This is a genomic window from Pseudomonas baltica (assembly GCF_014235765.1).
Taxonomy (GTDB): Bacteria; Pseudomonadota; Gammaproteobacteria; order Pseudomonadales; family Pseudomonadaceae; genus Aquipseudomonas; species Aquipseudomonas baltica.
Window position 1 is genome coordinate 115,276 of the sequence record NZ_JACMYH010000001.1, and the last position, 24,753, is coordinate 140,028.

The window sequence follows — 24,753 nt, forward strand, 5'->3', positions numbered from 1 at the left end:
CATGACTGCTGCATTCGATCCCAGTGCCTTTCTTGCTACCTGCAGCGGACGTCCGGGCGTGTACCGGATGTTCGACGACGCCATGCGCCTGCTCTACGTGGGCAAGGCCAAGAACCTCAAGAAACGCCTGGCCAGCTATTTTCGAAAAACCGGCCAGGCGCCCAAGACCGCTGCCCTGGTGGGCAAGATCCAGCAGATCGAAACCACCATCACGGCCAACGAAACCGAGGCGTTGCTGCTCGAGCAGACCCTGATCAAGGAGTGGCGGCCGCCCTATAACATCCTGCTGCGCGATGACAAATCCTATCCGTACGTGTTTCTTTCCGACGGCGAGTTTCCGCGACTGAGCATCCATCGCGGCGCCAAGAAGGCCAAGGGTCGCTACTTTGGTCCCTATCCGAGCGCAGGAGCGATTCGCGAGAGCTTGAGCCTGTTGCAGAAGACCTTCTTCGTTCGCCAGTGCGAGGACAGCTACTTCAGAAACCGCACGCGCCCGTGCCTGCAACACCAGATCAAGCGGTGCAAGGCGCCGTGCGTGAGGCTCGTGGAGGCGCCTGAATATGCCGAGGACGTGCGCCATTCGGTGATGTTCCTGGAAGGGCGCAGCAACCAGTTGACCAACGAGCTTTCTGCCAGCATGGAGAAGGCGGCGATGGACCTGCAGTTCGAAGAGGCCGCGCAACTGCGCGACCAGATCGGCCTGCTGCGGCGCGTCCAGGACCAGCAGAGCATGGAAGGCGGCAGCGGCGACGTCGACGTCATCGCTGCCTTCGTCAACCCGGGCGGCGCATGCGTACACCTGATCACCGTGCGCAGCGGCCGGGTGCTGGGCAGCAAGAATTTCTTCCCGCAGGTGGGTATCGAAGAAGAAGTCGCCGAAGTCATGTCGGCGTTTCTCTCGCAATACTACCTGGGCAGCTCCGAGCGCGACTTGCCGAGCGAGTTGATCGTCAACGTCATTCCCGAAGACCACGAAGCGTTGCTCGATGCCCTCGATACTTTGCGTGGCCGTGAATTGAGCCTCAGCCATCGCGTGCGCGGCACCCGCGCACGCTGGCAGCAGCTGGCCGTGACCAACGCCGAGCAGGCGCTGGGTGCACGGCTCGCCAATCGCCAGCACGTGGCCGCGCGTTTCGACGCGCTGGCCGAGGTGCTGAACCTGGACGAGCCACCGCAGCGGCTGGAATGCTACGACATCAGTCACTCCAGCGGCGAAGCCACCGTGGCGTCGTGTGTTGTGTTCGGGCCCGAAGGGCCGATCAAGTCGGACTACCGCCGCTACAACATCGAGGGCGTCACCGCAGGCGATGACTATGCGGCCATGCACCAGGCCCTGATGCGCCGCTTCAGCAAGATCAAGGCAGGCGAGGGCAAGCTGCCCGACGTGCTGCTGGTGGACGGCGGCAAGGGCCAGTTGAACATGGCCCGTGAAGTGCTGAACGAACTGGCCATCCCTGACCTCATTCTGCTCGGCGTGGCCAAGGGCACGACCCGCAAGGCCGGCTTCGAAACGCTGTATCTGAACGATGTAGCCCATGAGTTCACCCTCAAGGGCGACTCGCCGGCGCTGCACCTGATCCAGCAGATTCGTGACGAAGCCCACCGTTTTGCGATCACCGGCCACCGCGCGCGACGTGGCAAGACACGTCGCACCTCGACCCTGGAAGGGGTTGCAGGCGTGGGCCCCAAGCGTCGCCGCGAGTTGCTCAAGCATTTCGGCGGGCTGCAGGAAATCGCCCGCGCCAGCGTCGAAGAAATCGCCAAGGCACCGGGAATCAGTAAAAAGCTGGCAGAGTCGATTTATGCAAACCTGCACAGCGAGTAGAATGCCATCTCACCTTGCAGCCAGTTGTGCCGATGAATATCCCTAACTTGCTTACCGTACTGCGCGTCCTGCTGATACCGTTCTTCATATTGCTGTTCTATCTGCCCTACCATTGGAGCTACATGGCAGCCAGCACCGTGTTCGCCATAGCAGCGGCAACCGACTGGCTGGACGGCTACCTGGCCCGCCGTTGGGAGCAGAGCACGCCATTCGGTGCGTTCCTCGATCCTGTCGCCGACAAACTCATGGTGGCGGTGGCCCTGGTACTGCTGGTGCAGGAACATGCCAACTTCTGGCTGACCCTGCCGGCGGCGATCATCATCGGTCGCGAAATCGTCGTCTCGGCGCTGCGCGAATGGATGGCCGAGATCGGGGCACGTGCCCAGGTCGCAGTGTCCAACATGGGCAAATGGAAAACCGCCGCGCAGATGCTGGCTTTGGTCATCCTGCTGGCCAACCCCAAGGCGGCCACCTTCTGGGTCATCCTGGGCTACGCCCTTTTGCTGGTCGCCGCCGCACTGACCTTGTGGTCCATGCTGCAATACCTGCGCGCCGCCTGGCCGCACTTGCGCATCACAGCCGAGAAGAAATAAAACTATTTTTGAATCAAGGGCTTGACGGGTGTCGCCGATTAGATAGAATGGCGCCCGTCAACACGATGCGGGAATAGCTCAGTTGGTAGAGCACGACCTTGCCAAGGTCGGGGTCGCGAGTTCGAGTCTCGTTTCCCGCTCCAGTTTGTTTGCGTGCAGCAGTTTCTTGCTTCACGTTTGGGGCCGAGTAGCAAAGTGGTTATGCTGCGGATTGCAAATCCGCCTACGCCGGTTCGATTCCGACCTCGGCCTCCATCATTGAACCCCCGTAGCCATTGGGCTGCGGGGGTTTTTTTGTGCCTGCGGATTTTGTAGGCGGGGACATTGGGGACAATTCTGGGACACTCAGATCATTTGCATGTCCCACAGTGTCCCTGCAAAATCCGCTACATGGCTACTATCGAACAGCGCCCCAACGGCACATGGCGGACGAAGATCCGCAAAAAAGGCTATCCCGCGCTTTCTGCCTCGTTCGACACGAAGGCGGTTGCTCAGCGCTGGGCAGCCGAAATCGAAGGTGATATGTCGCGCAAGCGATTTGTCGATACCCGTGAGGCCGAGTCGACCACGCTTGCTGATGCGCTCGGCCGCTATCAGCGCGAAGTGACCGTGCACAAGAAAGGTGCTGTTCAGGAGAAGACCAGGATCAAGACTTGGTCGGAGAGCAAGTACGGGAACAAGTCGCTGGCCGAGATTCGCTCATCCGATTTGGCTGCATACCGCGATGCGCGGCTGGCAGAGGGCGCTTCCACGAACACCGTTCGCCTGGGGCTGGCCCTGATCAGCCATCTCTACACGGTCGCGATCAAGGACTGGGGGATAGAGGGACTGAGCAATCCTGTGACGAAACTGCGCATGCCGAAGGGCAGCCGAGAGCGGGATCGCCGGCCAACAAAGGCGGAGCTGTCCGCGGTCATCAAAGCCGCTGGAGAGATCCATGCTGAAATGCCCGCAGTGATCGAGCTCGCGATCGAGACTGCTATGCGGCGCAGCGAACTGCTGATGCTCCGGCGTGAGCACGTACGAGGCAAGCACGCGCTGCTCGAAGACACCAAGAATGGCTCGCGAAGGATGGTGCCGCTTTCCGTTCGCGCCCGAGCGCTGCTTGAGTCGCTGCCTGCCCGACTGGATGGCAAAGTGTTCTCCCTCGCGCCTCATTCGGTGACGCTCTACTTCGGCAAGGCCTGCCGCGCGGCCCAGGCCGACGACCTGCATTTCCATGATTTGCGCCATGAAGGGACCTCCAGGCTATTCGAGAAGGGACTTTCTATGATGGAGGTGGCATCCATCACCGGGCACAAGACACTGAGCATGCTCAAGCGCTACACGCACCTTTGCCCGGATGCTCTCGCCGACAAGCTTGGCTAACAGACGCTGGCCAGGGTTGGGGGCGTTTGGCGCTTTCGCCCTGGCCGGACCGGCGCGTGCCGGCCTTCCTCGCACTCCCTTAGAAAGCGCCGCACAGTGTCGATCCGCCAGCAAATTCGACTGCCCTGTTTGAAGTAGGGTGGCAGCCAGGATGCGCCGGCCTGCCGCGCACTGCGTATCGAAGACTCGGTGCGTCCGAGCATCTTGGCCAGCTCGGGGATGTGAATGATTTCTGGTTCCATAGAGTGCTCCGTGCCGCTCTTGGCGGCAGAAGGGGTTATTGAGCGGGGTTTGTCGGGTGAGCGATGCCTTCAGCAATTACGTTTTCGACCGAGAGCGCCAGGCTCACTGCATCGCCCAGATACGCCTGATTAACCGAGCTATCTTGATGTGCAACGATTGAATCAGTCAGTTCGTCCATCTCACTCAGGCCTTGCAGCGCGTGATTCCGGACCTGCTCTATCGTCAGCCCCTCAGGCACTTCGAAGACGGTGGCAACCGTGGTGATGACGCTTATTTTTGGCATAGCAATCTCCGGCCCGCCGATCACCGGCAGGCTGCATGGATGGGAGGGAAGGGGTTAGCGTTTTGCGATATTGGTGTTCAGGATCACAGCAGATCTGCACCGGCTTCCAGCAGACTGTCTCGGTCATCGCGAAGGCGATCTCGCTCAGCCCGGACTTGGCCCAGATCTCTGATCAAGCATTTGATAGCGGTCGAAATATTCCGGTGGCCGAGAGGAATCGTGAGCGCCTGGGCCTCGTCGAACAGCTTGACCTTCTGATCTCGGTCCTCTGCTGTGCGCGTGGCGAGCTCCTTCATGCGGATCCTGAGGCAGCGCTTGCAAGTCACGTAGCGCCAATCGTTGGATAGCTGTTCATCTTCCATCGCCCCGTCAGTGCCGCAGTGCACGTGCTCTGGGGGATCCTGATCAGCCTCGGTTCCGCCGTCCCACGAATACATGTGAATCGCACGTTTACTCATGCCGCCTCCTGCCCGCGCTGCCACCAGTGCCAGGCGCTGGCCATCTTCGGCAGCCGGTAGCTGCCATTGCTCAGCCGTTGCGCCCGCACTTTGGCTTCGGTCATTTCGTTGTCTTCGCCGTAGGCCTGTTCGAAGCGTTCGCGGGCAGTCATGGCGTCACCCGCTTGAACTCGACCACCCAGCTCCATGGGTTGGCGTGCCAGTTGCCACCTGTGGATTCCCACAGTTCACGCCATGCCGCCGGGTACCAGTCTCGGTAATTCGGTGAGACGTCATCGCTTTCCATCTCTGGCGGACATTGCAGGCCTTCCGCCCGGATATCGGCCCGGCTGATGTCCTGCAACCGCTCAACGCGCACGTCGGTGATCTCCAGCAGGATGCGGGATGCGGCGCGCGGCATGTGGATGCTGGGATGCCAGGCCGAGCGAGTATCTCCGCCTCCGTCATCATCGCCAGCCCATTCGGCTTCGCCGTCGGCGCGGTAGATAACGTGCCCAGAGTAGTAGCCGCGCCCGAAGGGCAGCTCGCGGATTGCCGTGGCCGGGCGATCTGGGTTCCAGTCGATCATGTTGCCCTGTTCATCAAAGTCATGGCTGATCACGCCCCATGTCTCGCGCACCCACATCCGATCTCCAGGCCGTCCGTATGGGCATCCCGGATTGCGCTTCGTCGCATCGGGGTTTCGAATGAACGGCTGCCCTTTGCCATAGCTGCCGATGTCGGCGCGCGAGCGCGGCTGGATCTTGGCCGCTCGCCGCGTCACGGTCTTCCGGCCTTCCAGGATGGCGCGCACCATTAGCGCTGAGAAAAGGATCGGATGCTCTTTGATTTGCTCGGTCATGGGCATAGCTCCAATGGGGCGGTGGCTTTCGCGGCGACCTCTTCGACTGCCAGCGCATACACGTCTGGATGCTGCTTATCAAAAGCGGGCATGTGCTCTGTTTCAATCCACTGGCCTCGGGACGTGCCGCGCGCCAGCCATCCAGGCTTGCTGCCAGGCGCCTGTGTCCAGGCGGTGACGCCTATCCCATAGGAGGCGATCTGTTTGGCAGTGATGAACCCTTGCTGGCGCATCTGAGCGATCACGCGAAGGGCCGACTCTTTCCAAAGTGTGAGCCTTACGGGAGAAGGCACACCTGCAGGGAGGGTTGTCACCACGCTGGGTACACGGCAACGCTCGGTCGGCCACCAGTCAAACATTCGATTCGAGTGGCCCCAGCGGGGTATTTCTTTTTCGGGCCAAAAAAGCTCGGATTGAATGCTGAATCCATGCGAGCAGCCTTTTACTCTGGAGTACTTGGTGGCTACTAGCACCCGCACTCCTAGATGCTCGAGCATCTTCATGATGCCTGCGCTGGCCTCGGTGACTCTGCTGACAATGACAAGGCGGTGATCGGGGCCTGGCCGGCCGTAAAACTCATCACCCAGCGACGGGAGAATCTGATCGGCAACCTTCGCGTTCAAGGCCAACTTGGCCTCGACCCCGATCTGGCGGCCGTCCTCATGTACAACAAGCACGTCGAACCCTGCGGCTTCCGGATGGCAGGTCCAGCCAGGCAGGCTGTTGAACTCCAGCATGAAGACGGTACACAACTGCGTTTCGGTGGTTATGGCTTCAAGTTCCATGGGCATAGCTCCGCCACACCGCTACAGCGGCTGACTTTGAATTGAAGGGGAAGGGGTTACTTGGCGATGACGTTGGCGCTTGCGATGTAGCGGCCAATGATCATGCCCAGGGGAAGTTGTAGGCAGAGCCACACGATGACGCATTGAGCGGCTAGTAGGCTCATTTTTTCCTCGCTTGTGCATACCGCTGCTGGCGCCTCTTGGAGCAGGAGCGGTGGTTTCCGTGGGCGCGGTATTGGCCGCATTCGTCGCATACCCCGTTGAGCTCGAGGCAGGGCATGGGCCTGGCGCGGGGTGTGGTGGTGCGGCGCAGGGCGGTCACGCTGCCACCGCCTCACGCGCCGCGGCGCGCCAGGGATCATTCGCGCGGGCCAGCGCCGCCATCGGCGGAGGGCTCACGCTGTTGCCGCACATGTGCACCTGCTCGGTCTTCGTGAACTTCCGGCCGTCTGCGCCTTTATCGATGATGTAGTCAGCCGGGAAGCCCTGGGCGCGGTACAGCTCATGCGGCTGCAGCATGAGCAGGCAGATTTCGACGATCCAGCGGTAAGGCACTATCCAGTAGCAATACTCAGGTTTACGCAGTACAGCAAAGCGTTGATACTCAATCGTTGCGCCTTCCGGCCCAGACGATTCGACGTAGCGGAAAAGGTCAGGCCAAATTCTTTTCTTTTCTTCAGGCATGAGTTCGTCCTTGCCGCCTACCTGGCAGCATGTTGAGGGGGAGGGGGTTGCTACAGAGATCTCCGTAGGGGGGGGCTTGGCGACTAAACGTTTCTCATGCTTCTACGGAGAGATATCGACTTGATCAGGTTTTCCGGTCAGATTTTTACCACATCACTTATGCACTGCGTAGAGTATGATAGAATGTGGTCGGGACAGCTCTTGTGTGACTCTAACTCTTTCTTTGAGCTAACGGTGGAATTGTGAACAAAGTTTATGTTGGGGAGTTTGAGGTTTTATTCTCTGGAATGGTCGCCGTTCCAGCTAATGAAAATGTTGTAAAGATCTGCCTAAGCGACCTGACTTTTTTATTTGAGTTTATAAGTGATAAGAAAGCAAAGGATAGGATTGAGACGGAAGCTAGTAACGCTAGCTTAAAATTCAAGCTTTATAACTATGAGGAACTATCTGGTCAGGGAGTGCTTGGGGATGGGTTTGCGAACGTGGCAACTTTTAACAATCGCAAAGTTGGTGTCGCCTTTATGTGTTATACAAACGTCAACTCAAGTAGGATGTTTCATTACACTTTTGCCTATCTGGAACCGGAGCGATAGGGAATGGCTGTGGACGATGTCAGAGATCGGTCTAATCATATTACGGCGCCAGACTTATCAAGGCCCGAGCCGAAACTTTCTACTATTAGGTCCTGGTTCAAGTTCGAGCCTTTTTCAAATTTAATTGGCAAGGGTGACCAGGCAAAAGACTCGGTTGTTTGGTATTTGATAACAAGAATGGTAAGGTGGTCAGCATTTTTTACGGTCATGCTTTGTGGGGTTGATGTTTATTATAAGCAAGGTGTCAATTGCTTAGATTTAATAAAGCAGTGCTGGGGTATATTTGCTCCAATCATAACTCTCGCAATGGGCTATCTTTTCGGTAGGCGGGAAAAAGTTGGAAAGAACGACGAGTCTTGAGTTGTTTATTCCAATAGTAAATCTAACTAATGATCGGTTTGAATTGAGGTCAGTGCAACGCGTGCAGTCATGCATGATCAATAGACTCTGGATTCTAGCCATTTCATAGGATGTTCGGCTGCTCGCCGCTCGTGGTACCTCATTTGCCATTTTCGAAGTGGTAATGCTTGCGGTCAGCATAGAACTTGAGTGCATCCGCTCTACCTCGGCTTGAAGTCAGGCTCCATGGCCACTTAGGTTGCTTATGTAGCTGTAGTCCAGCGTGATAGGTGAAGGTAGGGGGAGGGTCAGGCCGCTGGCGCTGAGTCGCGAAACACATCCATCTGCGCAGCGCCATCCAGCCAAGCGGCGTCGATCCGGGCGCGTGCCAGTGCCGCGTACTCTGGGTTCAGCTCGCAGATGATCGACCGTCGACCTTCCTGCATCGAAACTAGCGACGTGGTACCAGCGCCACCGAAGGGGTCCAGCACCAAGCCTCCACGTGGTGCGCCGGCCAGAATGCACGGGCGGATCAGATCCGGCGGGAATGTCGCGAAGTGGGCATCCTTGAATGCATGGGTTGCCACGGTCCAGACGCTGCGCTTGTTGCGCGTCGCGGTGTCATAGGAGCTTTCATCCCGGTCAGGCCGGTGCGTACCTTTGGACTGGCCAGGAATGGCCTGTTCGCGCTTTGAATCGTCACGTTTAAAGCTGTCTCGCCGCTTCCGTTCAGCACCATCCTTGTGGAAGGCCCCGTGACCACCTTCGCCGGTTGACGTATCCCACCCGGTAGGCACAGGTACACGAGAGCGGCTCCGAGAAGCCTTGTCGGTACCGTGACCCCAGCCGACCCCGTTGGTCGTCACCGTGTTGCCAGGGCGGGTACGCTTGCCGCCTTCTGCATTAGCGAAGGTGGTGCCATTAACGTAGGCCCCACCACGGTATCCATTGGCGTTTCCTTTGCCAGTGAGATTGGCAGGCTCTCTGATCGCGTTGCTGTCATAGTGGTACCGACGCGACTTACTGAGCAGGAACAGATATTCATGAGCCTTGGTGCAACGGTCGCGCGTCGACTCCGGCATAGGGTTGGGTTTATGCCAGATGATGTCCTGCCGGAGATACCAGCCGTCGTCTTGCAAGGCGAAGGCGAGACGCCAAGGCATTCCCATCAGGTCTTTCGGTTTGTACTCGGCGTGCGTTGTTGCCTTGGATTTCCGATGACTCGCCATGACCTGGCGCTGGCTGATAGTCGAAACACCGACTCCCATATCGTCCCGGCCATGAGCGCCCCAGCTACCAGCGTAGCTGTCGCCCATATTCACCCAAATCGTTCCGTCAGCTCGGAGCACTCGGCGTACTTCGCGGAAAACCTCGACCAAGCGGGCAATGAATACGGCCGGCCTTTGTTCCAGGCCGATTTGACCGTCGACACCGTAGTCGCGCAGGCGGTAATAGGGCGGGCTAGTCACGCAGGTGTGCACGCTCTCGTCCGGCAGCGTCCGCATCATACCGATGCAGTCACCGACCAGAATGCGATGCTGCTGGCTCATGGTTATCTCCATTAATTATGTCGCCTATCGGAGTGGTGGCATTTGGGTAGTTTGTGTACGATTAGGTGCAGTTCTGCTTAATGGCAGTCCTATTTACTAGCGCAGGGATGATCATGTATTTCTATGTAGATGAGAGCGGGCAGACCGGCTTGAATTTGTTTGACGAAAGTCAGCCAATCCTGTATTACGGAGTTCTCTCGTCCAGGCTCAATCTCGATATCTCTGCTAGGGCTAAAGTTGAAGCTATCAGGAAAAAACTTGGCGTCGATCGGCTGCACGCAGCCGAGTTGGGCGTCGGAAGGCTAACAGGCATTGTCGCGGGCTTGAAAGACATACAAAAAGAATGCGCCATCTCATTTGATATTTATAAAATCAATAAGGTTGATCATGCGATCATCAGTTTCTTTGATCAAATATTCGATCAGGGATTGAATAAAGCAGTGCCCTGGTCAAGCTACTGGACACCTCTTAGATATGTTTTACTACTGAAGCTTGCGTATATTTTCGATAGGGATACAGCTCGAAAAGCTTGGGATGCGCGCATCCATAACAATGAAAATGAAGCTAACGAAATGCTGCGCGCTGTCATTGGTACGCTTCTGAACCGCGTTGAGTGGCTGCGAGATGCCAGAAGTAGAGAAATAATTGGAGATGCTCTTCGCTGGGCGCACAAGAATCCTGAAGAGATTCATTATAACGTTTATAGCAAAAAGGATGCTCTTCAGATATCTCCTAACCTAATTGGCTTCCAGTCAGTTCTTCATGGCATTGCGTCTCGGCTTCAAAAGATGGGTGGCGGGGCATCTAGTATAATCGTTGATCGGCAATCTCAGTTTAATAAGGCGCAGGAGTGGATTACAAGCGTATTCCAGAAAGCCCGTGACGTCCCTATGGAGATCGGGCCTGGGTTACCGGTAGCAGATATGAAACATATGCCGGATATTCCGATAAGCTGTACAGCGGGTACAGATAGCGTTGGATTAGAACTTGTCGACATCTATTTGTGGGCGTTCAAGCGCCTTTTCGAAAACAAGGAGCTAAGTGGGCCATTGTTCGATCTTGTTAAAAAGCAGTTTTCACTTGGCTATACCGATGAGGTAAGTTTGTCTGGTATCTCAAATAGATGGGAGCCGATTTTCGCAAAAATGCCCGAGCCGACATCTGAGGAGATGGCGCGTGGTCGTGAGTTACATAGTCTGCAAGAGGAACGCCGCAAGCAGCACATTGTAGACCTTTAGATGCTTTGAATGGTGTATAGCCCCACCTCAGGAGTGCTGTTGGCTCCGGCGCCGAAGCTGACCATTATTGGCATGGCAATCTCCATTGCAGGCGCCGCCCTCCGTATCCGGAAGGAAGCAATACTGCTTGAATGAGTTTTTCGTTCTGGATGTCACAGGCATGGACGCATAGAAAAATCAGGGAAAGCTCTTGATCTACAACGGGCATACAGTGAGGGCTTTCGCTCCCTGGACGAGTGGATCTGGTGAATCGCATCCGCTGCGCATCATCAATTTGGTTGTTGGTATGAAGACCAAGGTTATCTATGGGCCTTGGGAGTCCAATGAGGCTGCCGTCGAGGCCGTGCTAAAAGCAGCCAGCGAAATTCTCGACGCCTGACATCACGCTTTGCCCCCTTACTCAGATATCTCGGTGAGTGGCAAATAGGGGTTGGTTTGGGGTATAGATGGTGGCCGGCATTGGGCCGGCGTGAGGAGCAGTACAGAATGACCGAAATCAAACTAGCAGTTGATTCGCAGCGCTGGATTCGCCATACCCATAACGGAATAAATATCCGAATTCTGCCCGAGGGTAATGAGGGCGGATCCGCACCTACTGGCGCGAAGATTATTGCTGAGGGATCGACCGATCGGGTGACTTGGCGCCCGTTGGAAGCCAGTAACTACGCTGATGCTATCGACGAAGCCAAGGATTACGCTAATCAGTGGGTCGATCAAGGTATGCCCAGTAGCGGGACCTTCAAGCCAATTGATTTGGCGGAATAACCTCATCCCCCGGATCCTGCTGAATCATCAGCGTGCTCTACCGGACGTATGCTGCGGGCGATGCCCGGCGTCTTGGTGATCAGGTTAAACTTGACCAAGGCGCCCAGGCGCTCGGCGATGCAGTTGGGACGCACCTTCGCAGTCTCGGCTAGCTCGGCCAGCGTGGGCGAATAACCGTGCTTCTCGACGTACTGGCGGATGTGCTCCAGCGTTTCGAGCTGGGGCTTGCTGGGATTTTTACTGGCTGGCATCGATGCCTCCGGATTCTGCAAACTCGCGAAGCTGACGCGCGTGTTTTGGTTTGATTTGAAACGATGACGCGTCAGGGCGCTTGAGCATGGATTCGACCAGGTCAGCCGACGCGGTCGACAGGTTCAGGGCCAGGGTCTGGAACAGCTCTTCGAACTGCTCGAATCCGTGGTCTACCATCAGCTGCGCCAAGCGAGCCTCGACACCGGTCGCCACGTCAATGCTGATCTGCTTCACGCCCAGCGCCTCGGACTTCATCTTTTGGCGCTCGCGGTATTCCTTCGAAGCCTGCGCGGCTGACTTCGCCATCGGTGACCCCTTTCTTGATGCCTGATGCTGGTAGAGCGAGCCAGGCGTGCCGGCGGCGCTGGTGCACGCGGCGGTTTATCGTTCTCTTCAAAGCCGATGCCCGATCGCGATACCGTTCTCGCAAGCCATCAGCCTGATGCGTTTGTCGCAGGTGCCCATGGCTTCTGCTGCCTCCCTGACGCTGTAACCCTGTTCGGCCAGGTAGCGCAGGGTCGGTGCGTCCTTGTCGCGCTCGGTGCGCAGCTTGGCATGGTGGGTGGCCATGGACTTTCCGCCGATGAGTTCACCTGATACCCCGGTGGGCACTACCTCAACCGACTTGCCGCCGGCGAAGAACTGGTCGATCTGGCTCGACAGTCGCTCGATGCTGAGCTGCCGAGGATCCTGCTGGGGCCCGATCACTGCACACCAGCCATGGCCGCCTTGGCGTCTGCCCGGGCTTCCAGTTCTTGGGCGAAGTTCACCGCGGCTTTGTAGGCGAAGCGGAAGCCCCGCACGCGCCCGGTGGCCAGCTCAACGATGTGGTAGGCCTTCTCGCCCTTGGTGACCACTTGGTAGCGGATCTTCTGCACGGGCGCCTCTTGCCCGATCAGGGCGTACATCTGGTGGGTAGCGAGGTTCATGCGAGCGCGCAGGGCCTGAAGGCCTTCGTTGCGCTCCTGGATACGTGGGTGCATGTCTTTCTCCTTGTCTGAAGGCATTGGTCAGGACCCTGGGGCAGGGTGCTGGCTCATATCGACGGCCAAAGAAAAGCCCGGACATGCCGGGCTTTGCGCTCAAGTGGTACCACCCTACGAGAGCGTTGCGTGCTGCCCTGGGCGGGCGCTGGTCTATGGCTTCATGGTTCAACCCTCCATCCGTACGCCGCTGTGAATTGGCAGCGGCACCAACAGGTTCATTTGGAGCTTCCTGCCGCCAGCAGAAGCGATGTCACGTGAATGGCCAACAGGATCGTTGTGGTAGCGATCCGCAAAAGACTCGACGCGAACTGAGCAATAGGAAGGGCTCGTGAGGTGTCGATCTGCCTATTGGCTACAAGGTCCGCCACTCGCTTAGATCGCATATGCGTAGCCCTCTGTCCGGCGCGCAACTCGCATCTCTGCAACTCGGCGATCCGGCGCGCGGCGGTCGCGGCGGATTGACTGATCATCGACCACCGCGTGCATCGCGATGAGAGCTGCCAGCACAAAGCACAAAGGCGAGATGATCTGACGCTTCATCGCCTCGGCCACCAGCGCGGCCCGGCGGTGCACGCCGAGTTTGAACATGGCCACGTCCAGGCGCTTCTTCACCGTGCCCGGCGAGATGCCGAACACCTTGGCGATTTCCTTCGCCGTCATGCCAGCAGCGACGGACATGCAGTACTGCAGTTCTTTCGGCGCAAGGCCGCGCCCGAGATGGCCTTTCCATTCGCCGCTGATAATGGTGTCCATGCTGATGCCTCTGATGTGGCTGGGCCTGGGCGGTGCACGCCGCGGCGATTTGTTGGCTGGGAAGTGGTGTTATGAGCGGATGCTGCGAATCAGCTGGCGCGCAAGTCCATGAGCATGTGCGGCATCAGCCAGCGACATCTCCGCGTACTTGTGGTCACGCCGATCCCTGAACCGCCTTGCGTCCTCGATATGGCCGTGGGCCAGATTGAAACAATGCCGAACCGCAGACCGTGGCCAAGCGTGGCTTGAACCGCGCCGCGGTTGTTGCTCCGTACGCTCGGCCATGGTGCCGTCCTCCTTTGGTTGATTTCCCGTCTGGCCCTGTCGCCAAGGCCAGCCAGTGAAATCGTCAGGCAGCAGCTTTGCAGTCGGCCGCTGTCATCCGCTGCCCGTCCCTCAGCTCGACTACGTGCACGCCATTGGTATAGCCGCGCTCTGCGTTGAGCCGGTTCGCCTCGCGGATGCAGACGGCCAGGTCGGCGTCGATAAGCACCTGCAGCTCTCCGTGCAGGTTTATGCGAAGTACTTTGTTCATGCTGTTCTCCGTCGTATTTCCAAAACGCCCGGTCGTCCAGGCGCTTCAGTAAATCGTCCGGTCAAGCAGCTCGAGCTAGTTCCGCCCGGGCCAGTAGCTCAGCTACAGCCTCGGCCGGGGTGCAGCTATCGGCGTAGAGGTCATGCAAATCGCTTTCTTCGTGCGAACCCAGCGCGACGTGCTGGCCGAGCAGTTGGGATGCCTTATCTATCCAGCGGTAGTAGGCGCGCTCTTCAGCGTCTTCGCGGCATTCGTCAGCCGCCATGGTTGCCATGTTGAACATTGCAGTGCCCTCCGGGCGGTTGATTTTCCGGATGCCCCTCGCGAGAAGGGCACCGAGAAAATCTGGTGATGCAGTCGCTTCAAGCGCCTATAGATGCCCTTTTAGCTGGACCTTTCAGGGAGACGTTTTGAAGTGCGCCCCTTGGCTTCGCTTGCGTGGCCGAACCTGTGTTGCTGGTCAGCTGACGATCACTTGGCTTCGAGTCGGCGGGTTCTCCCGCAATATCCAGTTCCAGAGCTGGCATGGGATCGACTGTTTGTTGCTCGCACTTACCTGTGAAGGGGTAGTCGGTCGCGAGGATCTTGGCGGTGGTAAAGAGCGGACCGATCCGCTGAGCGCCTCGTGAGGGGCTGTTGCGTCTCGATGCCTAAAGATACCTCAGGGTAAATGTTTAGGTCAATACCTATAGGTAAATTAACTAGTTTTGGCATCGGGACTTCGATGGACGGCATGCTTCATCACAGGACGAATCTGCTAACGGTAAGCCTACTTTTTGGCTGATTGTCTTGACCCAAGTATGATCGGGAAAAGAGCCGCTCCTGCCGGCCGCTTACGACACCAGCAAAGGATTGAGCATGCGCCCACTTTTCGTAGTTTTTTTTCTGCTTCCCTTGGGCGCGCATGCGCAGGTGTATAAGTGCACCGACAACTCTGGCCGCGTCGCGTTTTCTGATCAGCCGTGCTCGGCTGAACACTCGGGAGGCCCGGTAGAGCTGAAAACGAGGCTTCCTGCCAGGGATCGAGGCCAAGTGATTCAGAGTCACTCAGGCGACGGCCTGGAGCGCTCACTTTATGGCCAGATTCCTGCACTTGAAAGACAGGCACAGCAAGCTATCGATTCAGGCGATCCGGCACAGGCCAAGCTAGGTGAAGAGCTGATGTGGAGAGCTCACCAGCAGAGAGAAGCAATCAAACGAGTCGAATCGGCAAAGGCGCAGCAGGCTGAGACCAACCGGAAGTATGAGCGCGCGCTGCGCGAAATTGGGCGATAGCCGTCCGGATGTTCAACCCTGCGCGTAGGTTCGTTGCCTGCAATGAGGGTGTGTTTTGGTTATGGTTGGTACCTCCCCAAGTTCAGGGGCTCCAGCCATGGCCTGCTGTAGGAATGATGAGGGCGGAAAGCGGAAGCGAGAAGCCAGGCGCTGAGCTGGCCGGGCTGAGGCTGGCGCGGATCGGGGATTGGGCCTTCCTGACGTGCCTAAAAAAATCGCTCAGTGGCGGGCTATGGTGTCAGGCGGGGAGGGCGGAAACGAAAAGCCCGGCGCTGGGCCGGGCTGTGCGCGGCCCCCAGGGTCAAGCTGCTCATTTTCTCGAGAAGCAGAAATCCTTGCTGGAATTTTCGCTCAATACGTCGTAGACGAAGTGCGTCTTAACTCCAAATGCCCGTGCCGCATCAGGTATCTGAATTTTGTTTTTTCTGTCAGGGTTGCTCAGCTCGTGCGTTATTATTTCGTAGCCGTGGGCCATCGCGACTGCGATAAGAAACGCATCTGCAATGTCACTACGGGCAAACTCTTTTTTTGCAGCGTCCTTGAAATGGGTGTTCTCAGCGGTCCACTGCATTACCTCTCTGTATTTAATGATAACGCGAGCATCTGTGTCGTCAGGTACGAAGAAAGTATCCGGCAATTCAGATATCCATAATTTTACTGGATCATCGTCCCTTCCCTTAGTTAGCTCTTTTTTCACCTTCTGAATAGAGCAAACCATGCCGTCGCCATGAGCCTGTTTAACCCAGCTCCAAAAATGGCTGCAGAATTCAAACCTATAATGAAGATTCTTAGCCTGCAAAAATATATTCGAATCGATTAAGTATTTATGCATGAGAGCGAATATTCTTCTTATACAGGTTTGTGACAGTATCTGGGGTGATGTTAAGAAGCCGTGCGGCATCACGCATCAAAATACTACCTTCCATGGCGCTTTTTACTAAAGCGTTGGTGACTTTTTTGCTGTTCCTAACGGGAATAGTGGCGTAAGGGTTTCCCCCAGATCCGCCGGCCTTATAGCTGAGAGCATAAAGCTGCGAATACTGAGCTTTCGATATCTTACCCAGCTCATAAGCCCTTCTGCCAACGACGAGCTTGCTCACCTTGAAGTGTCTGCTCGCTTTATCAATAGAATCGCTGTCACCCTCATTCCACATAGATAAGAATTCGCTGACAGGTACGAGAAGCTCGGCAGCGACGCTGTTGCAAAAGCTTTCGACATTCCGTCCTGGGGGGAAGTCTTTGGGGGATGGAATGTCGGACACTCCGCTTTCCCCAACCCAAAGATGCGCAACCTCATGAGCTAAAGTAAATATCCAGGCCGCCTCAGCATCCTTTCCATTGATAAAAACTGCAGGCGCATAGTCGTCGCATATTGCGAAACCTCTAAACTCAGATACGGATAGCCCTCTTTTGGAGTTGCTTTTTACGATGCTGTTCTTAAATACAAGAATTCCGATAGACTCAAATCTTTCAGATAGCGCCCTGAAGTACTCGGCTTGAGTGGCGCAAGACCTCTTGAGGCTATGGTCAATGCCCGCGGATTTGGCGATGTCACATGCAACCGCCGCTGCGTCGGCTGCCAGATCAAATCTACCGATGAATGGTAATGGATCAGCGCCTATGTCGCTTAGGTAATCAAGATACCAATTCTGTTTTTCGACTACGTCCTCAAGTACCGCAAAAAAATCAGGGCCGAGAGGGTCTGCAAAGGCAATCTGCCTCATATCAGGTAATTTCGGTTTAGCTACCGCAGGTGGAGATTCGAGCAAGAGGTAGCCGAAAGGGGTTTGCGTGACGTGGGCGTACTTCTCAAGCTGCCTGATCGTCAGGTTGCCCGCCAAAACTTGGTCAATACCCTTGCCAGACGCGATGACCGAAGCGATGTCTTCAAGGGTTTTCCCAACCTGACCTGCCGCCCAGTCAAGCAGGTCGAGAGATATTTTCAGCGTTTCCATAATGTCTTTTTCATCGATTGTCCCTTCGAATTATGGGCCTCATAGACACCTGTGTCAGCGACAAGCTGAGTACTCTTCCACTTGAACTGCGGTTTTCAAAGCGCGAATCTCCATGCGCCTATCATCCTAATGAGCATCTACGTCGCGGCCCCTAAGGCCCTCAGCGATACCCACTCAGCCCTTTCCCGAACAATCCGCCCATCCCGCACCTCATCCGCATACCCCGCGAGGTCGGAGTTCGCCGCCTCGCCAGACAAGCAAGCCTCAGAAGCTACGCCCAGTCCACCAGTAGATGATCTGCGCCAACACAGTGATGTCTTCTTCGCGCTCGCCTGGCACCTCTATAGGCGGGTACTGGCCGTTGTCCGAGATAATGGTGAGCCCATCCAGGCCACGCTGTATGCGCTTGATCTGGAGCTTCCCACGCATGAGGAAGAAGTAGATCGCGTCGTCCTCAACCGTGTTGATTCCAGAGTCGACCAGAACGGCGTCGCCGCTGCGGATCGTGGGCGCCATGCTGTCGCCACGCCCCGAGATCAGCTTGAGGTTATCGATCTTGGTGTACGTGAGGTTATTCCGAACCCAGTTCGCATCCAAGCTCATGTTCTCGACGACCATGTTCATTTCAGGCGGCTCCGTGCCAGGGCCCATCGAACCAGCTACGTCGTAGCGGGGAACCTCTACTACCTGCCTATAGCCCGCGATCTTTTGCGCAAGCGGTGCAGGCAGGCCTTCAACGTCGATGGTTTTTGCAGTATCGCTGCCCAATCTCTGCTGATCCATTGCATACACAGGAAGGCTGAACTCGCGTTCGATCTCTCGAGCGAAATCCTCACCCACATTCTTCCCGCCCTTCTTTTCTGCTGGGTATAGGCATCGCGAGATGTAGTCCGCCTGCTTTCCAAGCCGCCTAGCAAATTCCGCCTTCGCGCCATGCTTACCGATGCCGTATTCACGGTCGATCAACAACTGCAGGTTCGCTTTTCTGATCAAGTTCGTATCCATCCTACAAATATGCGTTTCCGTTACTCATAGGTAAATGGCCTATGGGTATTGCTTTGTGATTACCCATGGGTAAGAATTAGGGTATCACCGAGGAGAAATCGTGATGAAGACCAAGCACACCCAATTGCTGGAGTGGCTCAAGACTGCCTCGGACGAGGCTGTAGAAAAAACTGGGACTACTCGGGGCTACCTGAAACAGATCGCGTACGGCAATAAGCAAGCATCTGCAGGCGTGGCCTCATCGCTTGAGCGTGAATCCTGCGGACTGCTCACTCGACAGTCTCTGCGCCCCAACGACTGGGCAGTGATCTGGCCCGAGCTGGTCTCGGCTGCTTAGGTTTGACGCGCCGAAAAGACCGCCTGATTGACCAATTATCTAGTTCGCGGGGGAGGGGTAATAGTTACCCCACAGTGCTGTTGATTTAACCAGTATAGAACTCGAAGACGAAAAAAAACCGCCTGGCCGGGCGGCTTCTTAAACAACATCGAATCTGAGGTCGATTATGCATATCCAGATCGCTCCCCGCAATACCCTCAATGATTCGGCATCTATGGGGCAAAACCAATCCATGACGCGTCACGTCATGTCGTCGCGCGAGATCGCCGAGCTCACCGGCAAACGCCACGACAACGTCAAGCGCACCATTGACACCTTGGTTGGGGACCGCGTGATCAGTTCTCCTCAGATTGAGGAATATCCTGCCAGCGTTGGCCGTCCGGGGAAACACTACTTGATCGGGAAACGTGACAGCTTCGTGGTAGTTGCCCAACTCAGTCCTGAATTCACCGCCCGTTTGGTCGATCGGTGGCAGGAGCTCGAAGAGCAGGCCGCGCCGCGCATCCCCGCGGACTACGCCGAGGCCCTGCAGCTTGCCGCCGACCAGGCACGTGAGAACAGCCGGTTGCTCGGCGTGATCCAGCTGCAGGCCCCGAAGGTTGCCGCGATCCGTCGCCTGGCTGCCGCCGAAGGTGCTATCTGCATCACTGACGCGGCCAAGCAACTGCAGATCACCCCTTCGAAGCTGTTCACCTGGCTTCAGGCCAACCGCTGGATATTCCACCGGGGCAGCTCCACTCGATGGGTCGCTTATCAGCCGCGCATCACCGCCGGCTTCATGGTGCACAAGGTCACCCAGCTCAAGCCTGACGCTGAGACTGGCGCCGATCGTGCTGCCTACCAGCCCCTCATCACCCCGAAAGGCCTCGCATGCTTGGCCGAGAAGAATATTGGAGCCTCGCTGTGAGCGTTCAAGCAATGTCCTGGGCACTGTCCCGCCGCGACCTCGGCAAAGACTCGAGCGCGCGCCATGTGCTGCTGTGCCTGGCCAACTATGCCGCCGCCGACGGCCGTGGCGCTTTCCCATCGGCCAAGACCCTGACCGAAGACACTGGCCTGTCCGAGCGCACCGTGCGTTCGAAGCTCGATCTGCTTGAAGGCCAAGGCCTCATCGTTCGTGGCAACCAGGCCCTGGCCGCCGTTTACATTGATCGCCATGACCGCCGCCCGGTGGTGTACGACTTGATGCTCAAGCGGGGTGCAGTAGATGCACCCCGTGAAGAGGGAACGGGGTGCATCCAGCAACAGAACGGGGTGCAACCTACGACAGAACGGGGTGCAGCCATTGCACCCAATACATCACTTAACCATCAATTAACCGAACAGCAGCATCCGCACGAGATTTCGGATGTGGTAGCGGAGCAAGACCTGGCCGCCGCTGCAGCGTTGGATGGATCTACGGAAGGGCGCCAACGCTTCTCGATGTTCGCTGGCTGGTCGATAAATCCAGCCGCCCTTGCCGCCCAATTCAAGATCATGGGTATCCCTGACACGCTCACCGACGAAGCCTTTGGATCGTTCATGGGCTTTCACATGGCCAAGCCTGACATCCGCGATACCGATGGCGGCTGGCATCATCGCCTCGCCAAATGGACCAAGCGTCAAGCGACCGAGAGCGCCACTGGTTCCGAAGATGGTTCGGCCAACTGGGCAGCCAAGGGGGTTCGCCTGTGAAAAAGCCCACCAACGTCCGCGAACTCATCGCGACTCGTCGTACCGACCCAACGTACCAGGCACCTGCCGAGCCCGGCACCGTCACAGTGGACCAAGCCACCCAGCGAGTAATTGACGACCTGTTCCTGCGCCTGCGCGGCGCGTGCGGCGCCTGGCGCCAATCGTGGCCGACCGAGGCTGTGATGAACGCCTCCAAACTGGAATGGCTCGCCGAGTTCATGCGGGCGGGTATCAACCGCATGGAGCAGATCGACCACGGCATGCGCGTCGTGAGCGCGAGCAAGCGGGCATTCGTACCGACCCCCGGTGAGTTCGTGAGCTGGAGTTTTGCGCCTGAAGGTCTCGGCCTGCCCAGTGTCGAGAAGGCCTATGCCCAGGGCCTGCGCAACTGCCATCCGGCCATGCGCGCCGAGGCCAAGTGGATGCACTCGGCCGTCTACCACGCCACGGCCGCCGCCGGTTTCCACAGCCTGCCGCTGCTCACCCGCGAACTGGGCATGGCCTCGTTCGAAAAGCACTACCTGGAGCAGTGCCGGAAGATCTGGAAGGGCGAGCAGCTGGGTGCTGTCCCGGTAGCAGAACTCGCTGCGCCGGCCGCGCCGCGCAACCCAGAGGTGGCCCGAGCTGCCCTGGCAAACCTTCGTTCGAAAGTATCGGGAGCACGCCCATGAGCATCCGCCAAACCAAATTGACCAAGGCCGCCCGCGGCCGCGATTGCCAGGTGCGCGTGCCCGGCGTGTGCAACGGCAATCCGGAGACGACCGTGCTGGCGCACTACCGCTTGGCTGGTACCAGCGGCATGGGCTGCAAGCCGAACGACTTCCAAGGCGCCTGGGCGTGCTCGGCCTGCCACGACTACGTCGACGGCCGTCGCGGTAGCCGTCGCGCTGATGATCGGCTTGTGGCTCGCCAGCTTCACGCCGAGGGCGTCATGCGCACCCAGGACATCCTGATCCGTGAAGGGAAGGTGGCCTGATGGCTATGTCCGAATCGCGAGTAGTCCAGCTTCTGGCTGGCCAATCCTCGACAGCCCGCAAGGTATTCCCGCATGTGCCAATTCAGGAAAGCTGGAGTGCCCACGATATCCAGATCGCTGCTCTTGCGGCGAATGCCACCTCTGTCGCCGTCCACGCTGTGCGCCGTGCTCTCAACGAAATGAAAGACGCCGGGATCATCCGTGAGCCCACGGGCGGCAAGTTTCAGCGCGACGCTTACTCACAAAAAACAGTCAAGGAAATCGCCATGCCCGTACCGGCCAAAGAAACCGTCGTCGCCATCAAAAAGCCGGAAGTTCAGGCTCTCGATGCGCTGGCCAGCCTGTCTGCTGAGGTCGTCGCGCTTTCGGACGATATCTCGGCGCGCATGAAGCGTTTGGCCGGGCGGATCGAAGAGGTTGCCTTGTCAGTGGAAGTCGAGCGTGAGGGCAACGCTGAGGCGCTGGGCAAGCTCAAGCAGCTCCAGTCCCTGCTTAAGAGCCTGTAAGTGGAGCGACCGCCTGTGATGAAGCCATTGGCTCCGAAAGTCATCAAGCCGCGAGCGGCGCGTGCACCGTATGTTGACCGTGAAGGCCTCGAGCAGGCTGCTCTGCTGCGCGAAGTTGCCTTACGCCACCCGGCTGCCGCGAAGCTGATCTATCACGTGCCCAACGGCGGCCATCGACACAAGGCAGTGGCGGTCAAGCTGAAAGAGCAGGGCGTCAAGGCAGGCATTCCAGACCTTGTCTTGCCGATGGCCCGTGGTGGCTACTTCGGTCTGTACATCGAGTTCAAGGCCACGCCGCCTTTTGATGCCGCTGTATCGCCCAGCCAGGATGCCTACATCCATGCGCTGACCGAACAGGGCTATCTGGCGATCGTGTGCCGTGGGCACTTCGATGCCATGGAGCAGTTGCGGGCCTACCTGATTCTGCCACCGACGAGGGCTGCAGCATGAGCAAGACCCGCGCGGTGAAACTTTCCGATGCCGAGATCCGCCGCCAGGCCTCCGACCTCTCGGTGCGGGACCTTCGCGACCCCCGGCACCCTGGCCTGTACCTGCGCTTCGGTCAGGATCGGCAGCGCGGGTCGTGGTACCTGGTCAAGGGCAAGGCGTGGAACCAGATAGCGCGCTACCCCGACCTCGGCGCCGCTGCGGTGCTGGCCGAGCTACCAGCGCTGCGTCAGCGCCTGCTCCGCGACCCTGCAGCGGTCGTTGCCCTGGGCGGCCTGGCCACAGTAGGCCAACTGCTCGACTGGTACGGCGATCGCATGAGCCGCGATCGATCCCTTTCAGCCAAGCGCAAGGCCGGCGCCAAGTCAGCCATTGCCTGCCACCTCAAGCCGCGCCTGGAGGACGTGCCCGTGCGCGAGGTGACGGCGCCGGTGCTGGACAAGCGCCTTATGTGGCCTGCTCAGGAAGACCTGTCGCTGTCCTACGTCCACCAACTGTTCACCCTGCTGGTTCTGGCGTTCCGCCAGGCGCACAAGCTGGGCATGATCGAATCGAACCCGGTGGCGGGCCTCAAGTTTGTGGACTTCACCAAGGCGCGCATCATGCCCAAGGCAGCCCGGCTGCGCGGTGTGCACTTGGCAACCGTGGTGCCGATGCTGGCAGAGCTGTTCGATACCGAACCGGCCGAGGCCATGCTGGCGCTGATGATGCTGTGCCACGGTACCCGCGTGGGCGAGACACGGCTGGCACGCTGGCCCGATATCAGCCTGGCCGACGGCGAATGGTTCATCCCTGCGCAGAACACGAAGACCCGCACCGAGCATCGCCTACCGCTGACCGCCCAGGCCCAGGCGCTGCTGGCGCGCTACCGGGCCATCCAGATCGCCCAGGGCTACGACGGCACCTACCTGTTCCCATCGCGTCGTGGCCGCGCCCTCAGCGAAGGCCAGGCCAGTGCCATATTCACCCGGATGGGGAAGGGCGAGTGGACCAGCCACGACCTGCGGAAGGTGGCGCGCACCGCGTGGACCGACCTGGGCATCGACGGGCACATCGGCGAGATGCTGCTGAACCATTCCCTGGGCAAGATCGCCTCCACCTACATCAACACGCAGGCCCGGGCGCAACGCCTGCTGGCCTTGGAAAAGTGGCATGGCTGGTTAGATGAGCGCGGCTTTAAGGCCATTCACAACCTGACAGACGCCCAATACGAAGAATCGGATAAACCGCTGCACGCCACGAACGACGTGGGCTGTGAGGCACTTTCGAAAATTGTGAATGGCGAGGTTTCAAAAGCATGAAAAAGAGCCACGGGCCCGCTTTCCGTGCTGCTCGCACTGAACTTGCCAGGTGCTCGGCATGCCGTGGCCGAGCGGTGGTGCAGGGCGTTTTCCATGAGCTGCCATGCGAGCGGTGCAATGCGTCCGGCTGGGTTTCGGCTGAGACCGGCCAAGCGCTACCGCTCGATGTGCTGGTGACTCAGCTCAGCATCAGGCTGCAGGCCGCCGAACAGCAGATCGAACAGTTAAAGCGGCCGGTGCGGATAAATGGCCCGTCCGCCCAGTACACACAAAACAACCGCCGCGGCGCCGGCGGAACGAATTTTACCGGCGACTGAGCCACAGATTTTTGATTGGAGAGCACACCATGAAACTCATCGGCGCCCGTCAGGCCTGGACCGACTCGCAGCACGAATCCAACGCATCCATCACCGCCGTGGCCAGTGAGAAGGCCGAGTCAGCATCGAAGATCAGGCGATCCCGCATCACCCGCCATGAGGTTGTCTTCCCCGCCCTGGGTGACGAGAAGGAAGAGCGCGTGCTGATGGCTCGCCAGCGTATTTCGATCAGTGAAACCCGTCGCACGCCTCTCGGCCGCTCGACTGCTCGAGCTGCACACCTATTGGCACCGTCCGCCGTCTGAATGAACTGCTAGATTCCGAACGCGCCCGGGCGAATGCCGCAGAGGCTCGCGCGGACCAGTTTGCGAAGGAACGAAACGAACTTGCTGCCGCAGTTGGCCGTATGGAGGGCAAGATCGAAGCCCTCACTGGCCAGGTCGCCCAACTTACCGCCCAGGTCACCAGCTCTAGTGCAGAGGTTGCACAGCTGCGGGCCCGGCTTGGAGGCTTTAACTGATGGACAGATGTGCAATGGAATTTATCGCCCGACGATGGTGGAGGCGTGTAGAGGTGTGGGTGATTGCGGTGCTGTTGGTTGCCGGGGGCTCGGTCCTCGGATTCCAGGCAGCCCAGTGGTCGCTTGCCAGTTCCTACGTCGCCCAGGTCGCCCAAGTTCGACACGCGTATGACGAGGCCTTGAAGCAGCGCGACCTTCGCCTGACCAGGCTGGCCAACAGCACGACAGAGGCAGCTGTGAAGGTCGAGCAGGCCGCCACCAGCGCTACCCAGGCAGCCGACACCGCCAGCAAAGCCGTCGACAAGGCGACCGAAGCGGTGGACCGGGCCAATCAGTAACATACGTTCGA

Annotated in this window: 35 protein-coding genes, 2 tRNA genes and 3 pseudogenes; 22 read left to right on the forward strand and 18 right to left on the reverse strand. The window is 58.2% G+C overall.

The features are described from left to right. Position 1 precedes the first annotated feature (1 nt). The 5 genes from uvrC (at position 2) to H7993_RS00555 (ending at position 3,786) form a co-directional block, all read left to right on the forward strand. Positions 2-1,825 (forward strand): excinuclease ABC subunit UvrC, encoded by a 1,824-nt coding sequence (gene uvrC / locus H7993_RS00535; RefSeq protein ID WP_122477420.1) that lies wholly within the window; start codon positions 2-4, stop codon positions 1,823-1,825. A 32-nt stretch (positions 1,826-1,857) separates the two neighbouring features. Continuing rightward, the gene (gene pgsA / locus H7993_RS00540; RefSeq protein WP_122477422.1) at positions 1,858-2,418 is read left to right on the forward strand and encodes a CDP-diacylglycerol--glycerol-3-phosphate 3-phosphatidyltransferase; all 561 of its coding nucleotides are present in this window, start codon (positions 1,858-1,860) and stop codon (positions 2,416-2,418) included. A gap of 67 nt (positions 2,419-2,485) precedes the next feature. After that, positions 2,486-2,561 (forward strand) — tRNA-Gly (locus H7993_RS00545). Positions 2,562-2,599: 38 nt separating this feature from the next. Next, positions 2,600-2,673: transfer RNA gene (locus H7993_RS00550), tRNA-Cys, on the forward strand. A 135-nt stretch (positions 2,674-2,808) separates the two neighbouring features. Further along, the gene (locus H7993_RS00555; RefSeq protein WP_185793064.1) at positions 2,809-3,786 is read left to right on the forward strand and encodes a tyrosine-type recombinase/integrase; all 978 of its coding nucleotides are present in this window, start codon (positions 2,809-2,811) and stop codon (positions 3,784-3,786) included. On the opposite strand, the gene H7993_RS20735 is transcribed toward H7993_RS00555, so the two are convergent. From H7993_RS20735 to H7993_RS00585, 7 genes and pseudogenes are all read right to left on the reverse strand, one after another. After that, a complete protein-coding gene (locus tag H7993_RS20735) occupies positions 3,783-4,028 on the reverse strand; it encodes a helix-turn-helix transcriptional regulator (RefSeq protein ID WP_244646797.1) in 246 nt (81 codons plus the stop codon). The genes H7993_RS00555 and H7993_RS20735 overlap by 4 nt on opposite strands. 35 nt (positions 4,029-4,063) lie before the next feature. Continuing rightward, positions 4,064-4,312, reverse strand: coding sequence for a hypothetical protein (locus H7993_RS00560; RefSeq protein WP_185793065.1), 249 nt, complete (start codon positions 4,310-4,312; stop codon positions 4,064-4,066). A gap of 83 nt (positions 4,313-4,395) precedes the next feature. After that, complete coding sequence (locus H7993_RS00565) at positions 4,396-4,770, reverse strand: hypothetical protein (protein ID WP_185793066.1); 375 nt, start codon at positions 4,768-4,770, stop codon at positions 4,396-4,398. Next, positions 4,767-4,922, reverse strand: a complete 156-nt coding sequence (locus tag H7993_RS00570) for a hypothetical protein (RefSeq protein WP_185793067.1) — start codon at positions 4,920-4,922, stop codon at positions 4,767-4,769. Before H7993_RS00570 ends, H7993_RS00565 begins: the two co-directional genes overlap by 4 nt. After that, positions 4,919-5,611, reverse strand: coding sequence for a hypothetical protein (locus tag H7993_RS00575; RefSeq protein WP_206682947.1), 693 nt, complete (start codon positions 5,609-5,611; stop codon positions 4,919-4,921). The genes H7993_RS00570 and H7993_RS00575 overlap by 4 nt, the downstream gene beginning before the upstream one ends. Then, the gene (locus tag H7993_RS00580) at positions 5,608-6,396 is read right to left on the reverse strand and encodes a hypothetical protein (RefSeq protein ID WP_185793069.1); all 789 of its coding nucleotides are present in this window, start codon (positions 6,394-6,396) and stop codon (positions 5,608-5,610) included. Before H7993_RS00580 ends, H7993_RS00575 begins: the two co-directional genes overlap by 4 nt. A 318-nt stretch (positions 6,397-6,714) precedes the next feature. Next, positions 6,715-6,936: pseudogene (locus tag H7993_RS00585) on the reverse strand (DNA cytosine methyltransferase); the annotation flags it as partial. 386 nt (positions 6,937-7,322) lie between these two features. On the opposite strand from H7993_RS00585, the gene H7993_RS00590 reads away from it, so the two are divergent. Then, the gene (locus H7993_RS00590; protein ID WP_185793070.1) at positions 7,323-7,673 is read left to right on the forward strand and encodes a DUF6864 domain-containing function; all 351 of its coding nucleotides are present in this window, start codon (positions 7,323-7,325) and stop codon (positions 7,671-7,673) included. Between the two features lie 647 nt (positions 7,674-8,320). On the opposite strand, the gene H7993_RS00595 is transcribed toward H7993_RS00590, so the two are convergent. Further along, positions 8,321-9,562, reverse strand: coding sequence for a DNA-methyltransferase (locus H7993_RS00595; RefSeq protein WP_185793071.1), 1,242 nt, complete (start codon positions 9,560-9,562; stop codon positions 8,321-8,323). A gap of 113 nt (positions 9,563-9,675) precedes the next feature. Here H7993_RS00595 and H7993_RS00600 point away from each other — a divergent pair, with 113 nt between their 5' ends. From H7993_RS00600 to H7993_RS00610, 3 genes are all read left to right on the forward strand, one after another. Next, positions 9,676-10,800, forward strand: coding sequence for a DUF3800 domain-containing protein (locus H7993_RS00600; protein WP_185793072.1), 1,125 nt, complete (start codon positions 9,676-9,678; stop codon positions 10,798-10,800). 190 nt (positions 10,801-10,990) lie between these two features. Beyond that, the gene (locus H7993_RS00605) at positions 10,991-11,179 is read left to right on the forward strand and encodes a hypothetical protein (protein WP_185793073.1); all 189 of its coding nucleotides are present in this window, start codon (positions 10,991-10,993) and stop codon (positions 11,177-11,179) included. A gap of 107 nt (positions 11,180-11,286) precedes the next feature. Then, positions 11,287-11,565: a hypothetical protein gene (locus H7993_RS00610; protein WP_185793074.1), complete on the forward strand. Its 279-nt coding sequence runs from the start codon at positions 11,287-11,289 to the stop codon at positions 11,563-11,565. Between the two features lie 2 nt (positions 11,566-11,567). Here the strand turns inward: H7993_RS00610 and H7993_RS00615 are convergent, their stop codons facing one another. The 7 genes from H7993_RS00615 to H7993_RS00645 all read right to left on the reverse strand — a co-directional run bounded on the left by H7993_RS00615 (position 11,568) and on the right by H7993_RS00645 (position 14,374). After that, positions 11,568-11,816, reverse strand: a complete 249-nt coding sequence (locus H7993_RS00615; protein WP_185793075.1) for a LexA family protein — start codon at positions 11,814-11,816, stop codon at positions 11,568-11,570. Continuing rightward, positions 11,803-12,123: a hypothetical protein gene (locus H7993_RS00620; RefSeq protein WP_185793076.1), complete on the reverse strand. Its 321-nt coding sequence runs from the start codon at positions 12,121-12,123 to the stop codon at positions 11,803-11,805. Before H7993_RS00620 ends, H7993_RS00615 begins: the two co-directional genes overlap by 14 nt. Before the next feature lie 87 nt (positions 12,124-12,210). Then, the gene (locus tag H7993_RS00625) at positions 12,211-12,525 is read right to left on the reverse strand and encodes a hypothetical protein (protein ID WP_185793077.1); all 315 of its coding nucleotides are present in this window, start codon (positions 12,523-12,525) and stop codon (positions 12,211-12,213) included. Beyond that, positions 12,522-12,800, reverse strand: coding sequence for a hypothetical protein (locus H7993_RS00630; RefSeq protein WP_185793078.1), 279 nt, complete (start codon positions 12,798-12,800; stop codon positions 12,522-12,524). The genes H7993_RS00625 and H7993_RS00630 overlap by 4 nt, the downstream gene beginning before the upstream one ends. Before the next feature lie 375 nt (positions 12,801-13,175). Beyond that, entirely contained in the window at positions 13,176-13,556 is a 381-nt protein-coding gene (locus H7993_RS00635) for a helix-turn-helix transcriptional regulator (RefSeq protein ID WP_185793079.1), read from the reverse strand. Between the two features lie 349 nt (positions 13,557-13,905). Beyond that, positions 13,906-14,091 carry a hypothetical protein gene (locus tag H7993_RS00640; RefSeq protein WP_185793080.1) on the reverse strand — a complete coding sequence of 62 codons (186 nt, stop codon included), beginning with the start codon at positions 14,089-14,091 and terminating at the stop codon, positions 13,906-13,908. A gap of 61 nt (positions 14,092-14,152) precedes the next feature. Continuing rightward, a complete protein-coding gene (locus H7993_RS00645) occupies positions 14,153-14,374 on the reverse strand; it encodes a hypothetical protein (protein ID WP_185793081.1) in 222 nt (73 codons plus the stop codon). A 575-nt stretch (positions 14,375-14,949) separates the two neighbouring features. Between H7993_RS00645 and H7993_RS00650 the strand changes: the two genes are divergently transcribed. Beyond that, positions 14,950-15,366 carry a DUF4124 domain-containing protein gene (locus tag H7993_RS00650; protein ID WP_185793082.1) on the forward strand — a complete coding sequence of 139 codons (417 nt, stop codon included), beginning with the start codon at positions 14,950-14,952 and terminating at the stop codon, positions 15,364-15,366. A gap of 310 nt (positions 15,367-15,676) precedes the next feature. Here the strand turns inward: H7993_RS00650 and H7993_RS00655 are convergent, their stop codons facing one another. From H7993_RS00655 to H7993_RS00665, 3 genes are all read right to left on the reverse strand, one after another. After that, the gene (locus H7993_RS00655) at positions 15,677-16,198 is read right to left on the reverse strand and encodes a DUF4411 family protein (RefSeq protein WP_185793083.1); all 522 of its coding nucleotides are present in this window, start codon (positions 16,196-16,198) and stop codon (positions 15,677-15,679) included. After that, positions 16,191-17,321: an ImmA/IrrE family metallo-endopeptidase gene (locus tag H7993_RS00660; RefSeq protein WP_185793084.1), complete on the reverse strand. Its 1,131-nt coding sequence runs from the start codon at positions 17,319-17,321 to the stop codon at positions 16,191-16,193. The genes H7993_RS00655 and H7993_RS00660 overlap by 8 nt, the downstream gene beginning before the upstream one ends. A 264-nt stretch (positions 17,322-17,585) precedes the next feature. Then, a complete protein-coding gene (locus tag H7993_RS00665; RefSeq protein WP_185793085.1) occupies positions 17,586-18,314 on the reverse strand; it encodes a S24 family peptidase in 729 nt (242 codons plus the stop codon). A 115-nt stretch (positions 18,315-18,429) separates the two neighbouring features. Between H7993_RS00665 and H7993_RS00670 the strand changes: the two genes are divergently transcribed. The 12 genes and pseudogenes from H7993_RS00670 (at position 18,430) to H7993_RS00725 (ending at position 24,742) form a co-directional block, all read left to right on the forward strand. Further along, positions 18,430-18,663: a helix-turn-helix domain-containing protein gene (locus tag H7993_RS00670; RefSeq protein WP_185793086.1), complete on the forward strand. Its 234-nt coding sequence runs from the start codon at positions 18,430-18,432 to the stop codon at positions 18,661-18,663. Positions 18,664-18,829: 166 nt separating this feature from the next. Continuing rightward, positions 18,830-19,570, forward strand: coding sequence for a phage antirepressor KilAC domain-containing protein (locus tag H7993_RS00675; protein WP_425311952.1), 741 nt, complete (start codon positions 18,830-18,832; stop codon positions 19,568-19,570). After that, the gene (locus tag H7993_RS00680; protein WP_342345021.1) at positions 19,567-20,337 is read left to right on the forward strand and encodes a helix-turn-helix domain-containing protein; all 771 of its coding nucleotides are present in this window, start codon (positions 19,567-19,569) and stop codon (positions 20,335-20,337) included. The genes H7993_RS00675 and H7993_RS00680 overlap by 4 nt, the downstream gene beginning before the upstream one ends. Continuing rightward, on the forward strand, positions 20,334-21,008 hold the full coding sequence (locus H7993_RS00685; RefSeq protein WP_342345022.1) for a replication protein P: 675 nt from the start codon (positions 20,334-20,336) through the stop codon (positions 21,006-21,008). The genes H7993_RS00680 and H7993_RS00685 overlap by 4 nt, the downstream gene beginning before the upstream one ends. A 2-nt stretch (positions 21,009-21,010) precedes the next feature. Next, positions 21,011-21,313: a DUF1364 domain-containing protein gene (locus tag H7993_RS00690; RefSeq protein ID WP_185794139.1), complete on the forward strand. Its 303-nt coding sequence runs from the start codon at positions 21,011-21,013 to the stop codon at positions 21,311-21,313. Next, complete coding sequence (locus H7993_RS00695) at positions 21,313-21,819, forward strand: hypothetical protein (RefSeq protein WP_244646800.1); 507 nt, start codon at positions 21,313-21,315, stop codon at positions 21,817-21,819. Before H7993_RS00690 ends, H7993_RS00695 begins: the two co-directional genes overlap by 1 nt. Positions 21,820-21,837: 18 nt before the next feature. Continuing rightward, positions 21,838-22,269, forward strand: coding sequence for a VRR-NUC domain-containing protein (locus H7993_RS00700; RefSeq protein ID WP_185793088.1), 432 nt, complete (start codon positions 21,838-21,840; stop codon positions 22,267-22,269). After that, a complete protein-coding gene (locus tag H7993_RS00705) occupies positions 22,266-23,567 on the forward strand; it encodes a tyrosine-type recombinase/integrase (RefSeq protein ID WP_185793089.1) in 1,302 nt (433 codons plus the stop codon). The genes H7993_RS00700 and H7993_RS00705 overlap by 4 nt, the downstream gene beginning before the upstream one ends. Continuing rightward, positions 23,564-23,884: a hypothetical protein gene (locus H7993_RS00710; protein ID WP_185793090.1), complete on the forward strand. Its 321-nt coding sequence runs from the start codon at positions 23,564-23,566 to the stop codon at positions 23,882-23,884. The genes H7993_RS00705 and H7993_RS00710 overlap by 4 nt, the downstream gene beginning before the upstream one ends. Positions 23,885-23,913: 29 nt before the next feature. Then, positions 23,914-24,168 (forward strand): annotated as a pseudogene (locus H7993_RS00715) (hypothetical protein); the annotation flags it as partial. Beyond that, positions 24,168-24,420 (forward strand): annotated as a pseudogene (locus H7993_RS00720) (chemotaxis protein); the annotation flags it as partial. The pseudogenes H7993_RS00715 and H7993_RS00720, both read left to right, overlap by 1 nt. Continuing rightward, on the forward strand, positions 24,404-24,742 hold the full coding sequence (locus H7993_RS00725; protein ID WP_185793091.1) for a hypothetical protein: 339 nt from the start codon (positions 24,404-24,406) through the stop codon (positions 24,740-24,742). The pseudogene H7993_RS00720 and the gene H7993_RS00725, both read left to right, overlap by 17 nt. Positions 24,743-24,753: the final 11 nt, after the last annotated feature.

Excerpts from the sequence above, each read along its gene's own strand:
- uvrC (WP_122477420.1), top strand. The coding sequence starts at position 2 with ATGACTGCTGCATTCGATCCCAGTGCCTTTCTTGCTACCTGCAGCGGA.
- pgsA (WP_122477422.1), top strand. The coding sequence starts at position 1,858 with ATGAATATCCCTAACTTGCTTACCGTACTGCGCGTCCTGCTGATACCG.
- H7993_RS00555 (WP_185793064.1), top strand. The coding sequence starts at position 2,809 with ATGGCTACTATCGAACAGCGCCCCAACGGCACATGGCGGACGAAGATC.
- H7993_RS20735 (WP_244646797.1), bottom strand. The coding sequence starts at position 4,028 with ATGGAACCAGAAATCATTCACATCCCCGAGCTGGCCAAGATGCTCGGA.
- H7993_RS00560 (WP_185793065.1), bottom strand. The coding sequence starts at position 4,312 with ATGCCAAAAATAAGCGTCATCACCACGGTTGCCACCGTCTTCGAAGTG.
- H7993_RS00565 (WP_185793066.1), bottom strand. The coding sequence starts at position 4,770 with ATGAGTAAACGTGCGATTCACATGTATTCGTGGGACGGCGGAACCGAG.
- H7993_RS00570 (WP_185793067.1), bottom strand. The coding sequence starts at position 4,922 with ATGACTGCCCGCGAACGCTTCGAACAGGCCTACGGCGAAGACAACGAA.
- H7993_RS00575 (WP_206682947.1), bottom strand. The coding sequence starts at position 5,611 with ATGACCGAGCAAATCAAAGAGCATCCGATCCTTTTCTCAGCGCTAATG.
- H7993_RS00580 (WP_185793069.1), bottom strand. The coding sequence starts at position 6,396 with ATGGAACTTGAAGCCATAACCACCGAAACGCAGTTGTGTACCGTCTTC.
- H7993_RS00595 (WP_185793071.1), bottom strand. The coding sequence starts at position 9,562 with ATGAGCCAGCAGCATCGCATTCTGGTCGGTGACTGCATCGGTATGATG.
- H7993_RS00600 (WP_185793072.1), top strand. The coding sequence starts at position 9,676 with ATGTATTTCTATGTAGATGAGAGCGGGCAGACCGGCTTGAATTTGTTT.
- H7993_RS00610 (WP_185793074.1), top strand. The coding sequence starts at position 11,287 with ATGACCGAAATCAAACTAGCAGTTGATTCGCAGCGCTGGATTCGCCAT.
- H7993_RS00615 (WP_185793075.1), bottom strand. The coding sequence starts at position 11,816 with ATGCCAGCCAGTAAAAATCCCAGCAAGCCCCAGCTCGAAACGCTGGAG.
- H7993_RS00620 (WP_185793076.1), bottom strand. The coding sequence starts at position 12,123 with ATGGCGAAGTCAGCCGCGCAGGCTTCGAAGGAATACCGCGAGCGCCAA.
- H7993_RS00630 (WP_185793078.1), bottom strand. The coding sequence starts at position 12,800 with ATGCACCCACGTATCCAGGAGCGCAACGAAGGCCTTCAGGCCCTGCGC.
- H7993_RS00635 (WP_185793079.1), bottom strand. The coding sequence starts at position 13,556 with ATGGACACCATTATCAGCGGCGAATGGAAAGGCCATCTCGGGCGCGGC.
- H7993_RS00640 (WP_185793080.1), bottom strand. The coding sequence starts at position 14,091 with ATGAACAAAGTACTTCGCATAAACCTGCACGGAGAGCTGCAGGTGCTT.
- H7993_RS00645 (WP_185793081.1), bottom strand. The coding sequence starts at position 14,374 with ATGTTCAACATGGCAACCATGGCGGCTGACGAATGCCGCGAAGACGCT.
- H7993_RS00650 (WP_185793082.1), top strand. The coding sequence starts at position 14,950 with ATGCGCCCACTTTTCGTAGTTTTTTTTCTGCTTCCCTTGGGCGCGCAT.
- H7993_RS00655 (WP_185793083.1), bottom strand. The coding sequence starts at position 16,198 with ATGCATAAATACTTAATCGATTCGAATATATTTTTGCAGGCTAAGAAT.
- H7993_RS00660 (WP_185793084.1), bottom strand. The coding sequence starts at position 17,321 with ATGGAAACGCTGAAAATATCTCTCGACCTGCTTGACTGGGCGGCAGGT.
- H7993_RS00670 (WP_185793086.1), top strand. The coding sequence starts at position 18,430 with ATGAAGACCAAGCACACCCAATTGCTGGAGTGGCTCAAGACTGCCTCG.
- H7993_RS00675 (WP_425311952.1), top strand. The coding sequence starts at position 18,830 with ATGCATATCCAGATCGCTCCCCGCAATACCCTCAATGATTCGGCATCT.
- H7993_RS00695 (WP_244646800.1), top strand. The coding sequence starts at position 21,313 with ATGGCTATGTCCGAATCGCGAGTAGTCCAGCTTCTGGCTGGCCAATCC.
- H7993_RS00700 (WP_185793088.1), top strand. The coding sequence starts at position 21,838 with ATGAAGCCATTGGCTCCGAAAGTCATCAAGCCGCGAGCGGCGCGTGCA.
- H7993_RS00705 (WP_185793089.1), top strand. The coding sequence starts at position 22,266 with ATGAGCAAGACCCGCGCGGTGAAACTTTCCGATGCCGAGATCCGCCGC.
- H7993_RS00710 (WP_185793090.1), top strand. The coding sequence starts at position 23,564 with ATGAAAAAGAGCCACGGGCCCGCTTTCCGTGCTGCTCGCACTGAACTT.
- H7993_RS00725 (WP_185793091.1), top strand. The coding sequence starts at position 24,404 with ATGGACAGATGTGCAATGGAATTTATCGCCCGACGATGGTGGAGGCGT.